Origin of the sequence: Kitasatospora sp. RG8, from assembly GCF_017813315.1 — a bacterium.
Taxonomy (GTDB): Bacteria; Actinomycetota; Actinomycetes; order Streptomycetales; family Streptomycetaceae; genus Kitasatospora.
On sequence record NZ_JAGIYX010000054.1, the window covers coordinates 25,238 to 32,904 of the forward strand.

General features: G+C 74.0%; 7 protein-coding genes. All 7 read left to right on the top strand.

Annotated features, from left to right (window positions below; translation table 11 throughout):
• Positions 1-30 precede the first annotated feature (30 nt).
• The 7 genes from J5Y04_RS39905 to J5Y04_RS39935 all read left to right on the top strand — a co-directional run bounded on the left by J5Y04_RS39905 (position 31) and on the right by J5Y04_RS39935 (position 7,107).
• Positions 31-804: a LysM peptidoglycan-binding domain-containing protein gene (locus J5Y04_RS39905; protein WP_209417438.1), complete on the top strand. Its 774-nt coding sequence runs from the start codon at positions 31-33 to the stop codon at positions 802-804.
• Positions 801-2,618: a VgrG-related protein gene (locus J5Y04_RS39910; RefSeq protein WP_209417439.1), complete on the top strand. Its 1,818-nt coding sequence runs from the start codon at positions 801-803 to the stop codon at positions 2,616-2,618. Before J5Y04_RS39905 ends, J5Y04_RS39910 begins: the two co-directional genes overlap by 4 nt.
• Positions 2,619-2,722: 104 nt before the next feature.
• Positions 2,723-3,040, top strand: a complete 318-nt coding sequence (locus J5Y04_RS39915; protein WP_209417440.1) for a PAAR domain-containing protein — start codon at positions 2,723-2,725, stop codon at positions 3,038-3,040.
• A complete protein-coding gene (locus J5Y04_RS39920; RefSeq protein WP_209417441.1) occupies positions 3,040-3,462 on the top strand; it encodes a GPW/gp25 family protein in 423 nt (140 codons plus the stop codon). Before J5Y04_RS39915 ends, J5Y04_RS39920 begins: the two co-directional genes overlap by 1 nt.
• A complete protein-coding gene (locus J5Y04_RS39925; protein ID WP_209417442.1) occupies positions 3,462-5,423 on the top strand; it encodes a putative baseplate assembly protein in 1,962 nt (653 codons plus the stop codon). Before J5Y04_RS39920 ends, J5Y04_RS39925 begins: the two co-directional genes overlap by 1 nt.
• Positions 5,420-5,992 (top strand): phage tail protein, encoded by a 573-nt coding sequence (locus tag J5Y04_RS39930; RefSeq protein ID WP_209417443.1) that lies wholly within the window; start codon positions 5,420-5,422, stop codon positions 5,990-5,992. The genes J5Y04_RS39925 and J5Y04_RS39930 overlap by 4 nt, the downstream gene beginning before the upstream one ends.
• Before the next feature lie 5 nt (positions 5,993-5,997).
• On the top strand, positions 5,998-7,107 hold the full coding sequence (locus J5Y04_RS39935) for a zinc ribbon domain-containing protein (RefSeq protein WP_209417444.1): 1,110 nt from the start codon (positions 5,998-6,000) through the stop codon (positions 7,105-7,107).
• Positions 7,108-7,667: the final 560 nt, after the last annotated feature.

Consider the following 7,667-nt stretch of genomic DNA (forward strand, 5'->3'; position numbering starts at 1 on the left):
CCGCACTCTGCTCCAGAAGGAAGCCACGTCATGGCCTCATCGGCTCGCGCCAGCCGCGCCAGGGCCCAGCTCACCCTGAAAGAGCCCCCGGCCTCGGTCGGGGCCAAGCCCGGCGGGACGATCGCCCGGCTCGACCTCCAGTTCAACCCGTCGACCCTGCAACTGGGCAAGACCACCGAGTGGCGGCGGTCCCCGTCCCGGATGGCGGGGCAGTCGGCGCTGCCCGAGTTCGTGGGCAGCGGCCCGCGCACCCTGAGCCTGGACGTGTTCCTGGACGCCACCGCCACCCACGACAACTCGGTGGAGCAGGCGGTGGAGACGCTGATGAAGGCGTGCGTGCCGACCCCGGCCAGTCTCGGCCGCAAGAAGCCGGCGAGCCCCTGGGTGCGTTTCGAGTGGGGCAGCGCGCGGGCCACCTCGTTCGACGGGGTGCTGTCGAACCTGTCGGTCTCGTTCACGCTCTTCGACGTGGACGGGAAGCCGCTGCGGGCGACCTGCTCGCTGTCCATCGAGGAGGCGAGTGTCGACCCGCCCGGCCAGAACCCGACGTCCGGCGCGCGCACCGCCCGCAGCACGCACACCGTGGTGGCAGGCGACAGCCTGGCGATGCTGGCCTGGCGTGAGTACGGCGACGCGACGGCCTGGCGGGTCATCGCGGAGGCGAACGGCATCGACGACCCGATGGCGCTCGCCCCCGGCACCGAGTTGGTGGTGCCGGGCCTGCGGGACGACAACTACGCCGAGGAAACCGGCAACGGGCACGGTCTCGGTAGCGGCAACGGCAACGTCGAGGGGGCACGGTGAGCGGGTTCGATTCCGGGGGCAGGTCGTTCGCTGCCGACCCGATCGTGGAGGCGCCGGGCGAACTGCCGCAGATCTGGGCGGCGCAGCTGGTGAGCTGTGTGGTCGACGAGAACGTGGGCCTACCGGACACCGCCGTGCTCACCTACCGCGACCCCGACCACGAGTTCCTGCACGCCACCGGCATCTCCATCGGCTCCCCGCTGCGCGTGTCGGTGACGACCGCGAAGGGGCAGGCGCGGGAGCGGCTGTTCAGCGGGGAGGTCACGGCCCTGGAGATCGACCGCGACGGCACCGGTTCGTTCACCGTCGTCCGCGCCTACTCCAGGGCCCACCGCCTCCAGCGCGGCCGCAAGGTCGTCGCGTACCGGAACATGACGGCCGCGGACATCGTCCGGAAGGTGGCCGCGGGCGCGGGCCTGGCCGTCGGGAGGGTGGAGGCCGCGCCGGTGACGTACCGGCAGCTGTCCCAGGCGAACGTCTCCGACTGGGACTTCCTGCAGTTCCTCGCGGGCGAGAGCGGTGCGCAGGTGCGCGTCGACGACAAGGGGCTGCTCCAGTTCACCCGGCCCGCGGAGGCGTCCGGGGCGCCCTCCCCGTCGACGTCGGCCATGAAGGATCCGATGGTCCTGGAGTACGGGCGCAACCTCCTGGCGCTGCGGGCCGCGCTGTCGGCCGCCGACGGCGCCTCGAAGGTGCAGGTGCGCGGCTGGGACGTCACCACGAAGCGGCCGTTGGTCGCCGAGCAGCCGTCCGTGGTCAGCGACACCGTGGTGCCGGGGCTCCGTCCCGGGTCGGCCGCCCGGTTCGGGAAGTCCACCGTGGCCGTCACCGACACGCCCTACCGGACGCAGGCGGAGACGACGGCAGTCGCCCGTGCGGTGGCGGCCCAGGTCAGCGCCGGTTTCGGCGAGCTGGAGGCGGTGGCCGAGGGCAATCCGCTGCTGCGGGCGGGCAAACCGGTGGCGCTCGGCAACGTGGGGCAGGCGTTCTCCGGCCGGTACACGGCGACGGCGGTGCAGCACGTACTGGAACCGCACGGCGGCTACCGCACCACCGTGTGGGTCAGCGCCAGCCCGGACCGTTCCCTGGCCGGTCTGGCGACCGGCGCCAACGCCCCGGGGCGCGGCCCGCGCATCCCCGGCCTGGCGATCGGCGTGGTGACGGACGTACGCGAGCCGAACGGCTCCGAACGCGGCGCGGTGCGCCTGACGTTCCCCTGGCTGGACGACACGTACGTCACCGACTGGGTGCGCACCGTCCAGTGGGGCGGCAAGGGCGGCGGCGGTGTGGTGAGCCCCGAGGTCAACGACGAGGTGCTGGTCGGGTTCGAGCAGGGCCTGCTGGACAGCCCGTACGTCATCGGCGGGCTCTACAACGGGGTGGACCAGCCCTCGCCGCACGACGTGCCGCTGATCGACACGACCAGCGGAAAGGTCAACCGCCGTTCGGTGGCCTCGCGTTCGGGTCACCGTGTGGAGCTGCTGGACGCGCCGGCGCCGGGCCCCTCCGGGCTGCGGCTGGTGACCGGGGACGGGCGGCTGGAGGTCCGCCTGGACGACCGCCGGGACCGGATCGAGCTCACCGTGTACGCGGGACGGAACCGTCCGCTGACCTCCGTCCTGCTGGACCGGGACGGCATCACGCTCGACGCCCGGCAGGGCACCGTGAAGGTGACCGGCCGGCAGGTGGACATCGACGGCACGGCCGGGGTCAGCATCGGAGGCCGGTCGGTGCGGGTGTCCGGGACGGCGGACGTCACCGTCGACGGCGGCCTGCTCGCCGTCCTCAAGGCCCGCCTCATCCGGATCAACTGACCTCCCGTGACCGCCGTGCCGCCCGGCCTTCGCACCCGACCGCCCTCGCTCGACCTCTCCACCTCGACCGCCCTCAGCCCGACCGTCCCCCCGAGGAGCCCCTGATGCCAGCCGCAGCCCGCACCGGCGACCCCACCAACCACGGTGGCCGGATCGCGACCCCGCCGCCCGGCACCGCCGCGCGGGTGGCGACGGTGCTGATCGGCGGGCTGCCCGCCGCCGTGGTGGGCAGCCTGCACGTCTGCCCGGTGCCGCCGCACGCGGCCCTGGGACCGGGCAACGTGCTCGTGCCCAACCCGTCCGCGGTCACCGGGGGCGTGGTGCTGATCGGCGGGCTGCCCGCGGCGCGGGCCCGCGACCAGGCGGCGTGCGGCGCGACGGTCCTGGCCGGAGCGCCGAACGTGCTGATCGGAGGTGTGTGATGAGCGAACGGTTCATCGGGCGCGGCTGGGCGTTCCCGTTGCGGGTCGGGCCGACCGGCGGGATCGCCATGGTCGAGCGGGAGCGGGAACTGGAGGAGGCCATCCGCCTCGTGCTGGGCACCGCGCCCGGCGAGCGGCCGATGCGGCCCGACTTCGGCTGCGGCATCCACGAGTACGTCTTCGCCCCCGGCAACGGCGACACCGCCGGGCGGATCGCCCAGCAGGTGCGCGAGGCACTGGAGCGCTGGGAGCCCCGGATCGCGGTGGACGAGGTCGTCGTGGCCTTCGACGCGGTGGAGGCGGCCACCCTCTACATCGACGTGCGCTACACGGTGCGCACCACCAACGACCGGCGCAACCTGGTCTTCCCCTTCTACACGATCCCCTCCGAGGAGGGGACCGAGGAAATGGTCGCGGACTGATGGCCCTGCCCTCTCCCAACCTGGACGACCGACGGTTCCAGCAGCTCGTCGACGAGGCGAAGCGGTACGTGCAGCAGCGCGCCCCGGAGTGGACCGACCACAACGTCTCCGACCCGGGCGTCACCCTCATCGAGACGTTCGCCTACCTCGTGGACCAGCTGCTGTACCGGCTGAACCGGGTCCCGGACAAGAACTACCTGGCCTTCCTGGACCTGTTGGGCATCCGGCTGTACCCGCCGTCGGCCGCCGTCGCCGATGTCGACTTCTGGCTGTCGGCGCCCCAACCGGACACGGTGACGCTGCCCGCGGGCACCGAGGTGACGACCGCGGCCGGCGAGACCGAGGAGGCCGTGGTCTTCGCCACCACCGAGGACCTGCGCATAGTGCCGAGCGAGCTGACCCGGCTGGTCACCGTGCCCCGCACCGGTGAGCAGACCGACCGGACGGGTGCGCTGGCCGAGGGCCGGGACATCCCCTGCTTCCAGGCCGCGCCCGAGCCCGGCGACGCACTGCTGTTCGGCCTGCCGACGGCGGTGCCGCGCTGCGTGGTCGCGGTACGCCTCGACAGCCGCGTCGAGGGCGTCGGCGTCGACCCGCGCCAGCCCCCGCTGGTGTGGGAGGCGTGGGACGGCGGCCGGTGGCAGCGCTGCGAGACCGGCTCCGACAGCACCGGCGGGCTGAACCGACCCGGCGAGGTCATCGTGTACGTTCCGGCCGGGCACACGGCGTCGCTGGTCAGCGGGACCCGAGCGGGCTGGCTGCGCTGCCGGGTCACCGCGGCGGAGCCGGGCCAGCCGTTCTACTCGGAGTCGCCGACGGTGCGCGAGGCCGCCGTCTTCACCGTCGGCGGCACGACGGCCGTGGAGCACGCCGAGCGGGTGACCGACGTACCGCTCGGCGTGTCGGAGGGGGTGGCGGGGCAGTCCTTCCGGCTCGGCCGCCCGCCCGTGCTGCTCGACGGGGAACCCCCGGTGGTGGAGGTGTCCTCTCCGGACGGGTGGCAGCGCTGGGAGGTGGTGGAGCACTTCGGGCGCTCGGGGCCGACCGACCGGCACGTCCGGGTGGACGCCACCACCGGCGAGTTCGCGTTCCCACCGGTGCTGCGCGAGGCCGACGGCACCCTGCGCCCGTGCGGGGCCGTGCCGGCCAAGGGCGCCCGGATCCGCGTGGCCCGGTACCGCACCGGCGGCGGCCCGGCCGGCAACGTCTCCCGCGGCGCCGTCTCCGTCCTGCGCAGCTCCGTCCCGTACATCACCCGGGTCACCAACCGGGAGGCGGCGCGCGGCGGCGTCGCCGGGGAGACGATCGAGAACGCCAAGCTGCGGGCGCCCGAGACGCTGCGCATGCAGGAGCGCGCGGTGACCGCCGAGGACTACGAGATCATCGCCCGGCAGGCCGCACCCTCCGTGCGCCGGGTCCGCTGCCTGCCCGAACGGGACGCAGGCCCGGGCGCGGTAAGGGTCCTGGTGGTGCCGGACGCGGTGGCCGACGAGGGCGACCGGCTGCGCTTCGAGCAGCTGATCCCCTCCGACCAGGTCCTCGCCAGGATCACCACGGCCCTCGACGAGCGGCGCCTGATCGGCACCCGGCTCGTCGTGGAGCCGCCCGTCTACCAGGGCGTCACCGTCGTCGCCCGGCTCTCGGCACCGGCCGCGGACGCCGACCGGGTGCGCGAGGCAGCGCTCGATGCGCTCTTCCGGCACCTCGACCCGTTGCACGGCGGGCCCGACGGAACGGGCTGGCCGTTCGGGCGGCCGGTGCAGTACGGGGAGGTGTTCGGCGTGCTGCAACGCGCCATCGGGGACGTGGTGGTGGAGGAGATCCGGCTGTTCGCCGCCGACCCGGTCACCGGCCGGCGCGGCGTTCCGGTCGACCGGATCGACGTCGGCGCGGGCACGGTGGTCTTCTCCTACCAGCACCAGGTGGTCGTGACCGCACGGGAGACGGAGGTCCGCGGATGAGCCGGGCCGCCGTGCCGGGGCTGCCCAGCCGCCACCCGATCGGCGAGCAGCTCCCCGCGCTGTACGCCGACGACGACTTCGCGCAACGGTTCACAGCGGGGCTGGACACGGTGCTGGCCCCGGTGTTCACGACCCTCGACAACCTGCCCTCGTACTTCGATCCGCGACTGGCCCCGGCCGACTTCCTGTCCTGGCTGGCCACCTGGGTGGGCGGCGCCGACGACCCCGACTGGCCGCTGGCGCTGCGGCGCGAGGCGGTGGCCCGCGCGGTGGAACTGCACCGCTGGAGCGGCACTCGGCGCGGCCTGGTCGAGGCCCTGCGCCTGGCGCTGGGCGTGTCCGCCGAGGTCAGCGGGGACGGCGGGGCCGCCTGGTCGAGCACGGCCGGTGCCGCACTGCCGCCCGCCCCGGCCGACGAGGTGCTCGTACGGGTGTGGCCGCGGCACGGAGGCGAGGCGTACGAGGTGGACGCGGACCGGGTCCGTTCGCTGCTCCGGAGCCTGTGCCCGGTCCACACGGTCTGCCGGGTGGAGGTCCTGCCGGGACCGCCCGTGGGTGAGGAGGGGTGACGGCGATGCGCGAGTGTCCAGTGTGCGGGGCGTCCAACGGCCCGACGGACGGCTTCTGCGACAACTGCGGCTCCTACCTGGGCTGGTCGGACACCCCGACCGCCCCCGCCACCCCGACGCCCCCGCCGCAGAGCACCGCCGCCACTCCCGCCGCCGCCACTCCGGCCGACGGCCCCACGGCCGGCGGCACCCCGGTCGGCGGCACCCCGGCGGAGGCCGCCGTGCCTGCGCCCGCCACACTCCAACCCACCACACTCCAACCCGCCGCGCCGCAGGCATCCGTGCCGAAGGCATCCCCGCCGCCCGACTCACCCCCGCCCCACTCACCGCAGCCCGACTCACCGCAGCCCGTCCTGCCGGCGAAGGCCGTCGTGCCGCGTCCGGTCGTACGGCCCGTTCCGGTGGACGACGACGCCGCGGGGGCGCCCTGTCCCTCCTGCGGCACACCCAACCCGCCCGACCGCCGATTCTGCCGCCGCTGCGCGACCCCTCTCACTCCCCGTACGACCACACCGCCGCTGCCCTGGTGGCGGACGATCTGGCCGCTGCGCCGCCGCACCCGGGCCGGCTCGGGTCGGACGACGCGCTTCCTGGTGATCCTGGCGTTGGTGCTGGCCCTGTGCGCGGGCGGCTTCCTGCTGCTGCCGGCCGGCCGGAGCCTGATCGAGGACACCCGGGACAAGCTGGGCAAGAGCAAGGCGGTGACCCCGGTCCGGATGGCGGCGAGTGCCGAAGTGCCCGGACACCCGGTCGGCGACGCCACGGACGGCCTCAGCAACCGCTACTGGGGCGCGCCCGGCCCGGGCGCCTCGGTGACGTACACCTTCGCCAAGCCGTTCCGCCTGGTGGCCGTGATCGTCACCAACGGCGCGTCGACCTCGCCCGAGGACTACGCACGCGAGGGCCGGGCGCTCCAGATCGACATGGAGGTGACGACGTCGCACGGCCGGAAGGTCGTCAAGAAGCTGACCCTGACGGACAAGCCAGGCCCGCAGACCTTCCCGACCGGCGTCAGCGACGCCACCACCATCCGGCTGACTCTCGACGCCCCCGCAGGACTGGACGGGGTCCGCCATCTCGCCCTGGCGGAGCTGGAGTTCTTCCAGCGGAGCTGAGGCCCTGGGGGCGGGGCCCGGCCGTCGTACCGGGCCCCGCCTTCGTACCGGGCCCGGCCGGCTTGCCCGCTGGCTTTCTGACTGGCTTCAGCCCGAGGCCCACGCTCCTCCTGGTCCGGCCGCACCGCCTTGATGCCGCGTCCGCGCGGGCGGGAGCGGTTGCCGCAGGACGAGCGGCGAGCAGGCCGTGTCCCCGGTGACCGAGCCCGGGGCGGCCGGTGAGCCACCACGCGCGGACGCCGCGGGCCGGGCCCTGGGATCGTCCGCCGTCCGCCGTCCGCCGTCCGCGGCCCAACGCGGACGCCCGGATCAACGGAAGCGCCGCGTCCGCCGACCGGCCCGCGAAATGGCACGTACACCGATCAGAATCTTTTTCGCCGCTGGACCTGCCGCCTTTGCGTCCGGGTCGGCACATGCTGAAGATCAAGCTTCAGAATTTTGCACAGGTATGCGATTATCGGGCGCGCGAGTTGTGCGTCATTGTGGCCCGGTAGGGCAGTCGAGGAACTATCTTGGGGGATCGAGTGGGAATCGATGTGCTGGTGTCCGATGATCTGCAT